We start from the raw sequence: 573 nt of genomic DNA on the forward strand, positions 1-573 counted from the left end.
GTGCGGGTGGCGCGGACGGTGGGGGCGGGGAGGGGCCGTCGTTGCTCCGGGTGCTCGTCGGTGCCTGGCCGGTGTATGTCGTGGGCGCGGCCAGCCTCGCCCTGCTCGGGCTCTCGGAACTCGTGCTCCCCGCCCTCCTCGAACAGCGCGGCATCGGTGTCGGCTGGTCCGGTCCGCTGCTGACGGGGATGGCGGTGGGCGGCGCCCTCGGCGCGTTCGTCTACGGCCTGCGCGGCTGGCCCGGACTGTTGCGCACCCGCAGTGTGGTGCTGATGGCCGGGACGTCCGCGTGCGTGGCGCTGGCCGCGGTGATACCGGGTACGGCGGGGATCGCGGTCGCGCTGGTCATGGGCGGCACGCTCCAGTCGGGCGCGATGCTCACCCGGAATCTCTCCCTGCGCGAGGTGCTGCCGCCGGGTGCGCTGGCCGCGGGGTACTCCCTGATGTACGCGGCGGCGGGGGTGGGGTACGCGGCGACGGGGTCGCTGGCCGGGGCGCTGTTGAAGGTGGCGGCGCCGTCCACGGCGATTCTGGCGGGGGTGTGTCTGACCGTGGTGATGACCGGGGTGGGGT

At 74.9% G+C, this 573-nt stretch carries 1 pseudogene; it reads left to right on the top strand.

What is annotated here, in order from left to right:
- A pseudogene (locus JHN63_RS51870) lies at nucleotides 1-573 on the top strand (MFS transporter); the annotation flags it as partial.

It is taken from the genome of Streptomyces sp. MBT65, from assembly GCF_016612545.1.
Classification (GTDB): Bacteria; Actinomycetota; Actinomycetes; order Streptomycetales; family Streptomycetaceae; genus Streptomyces.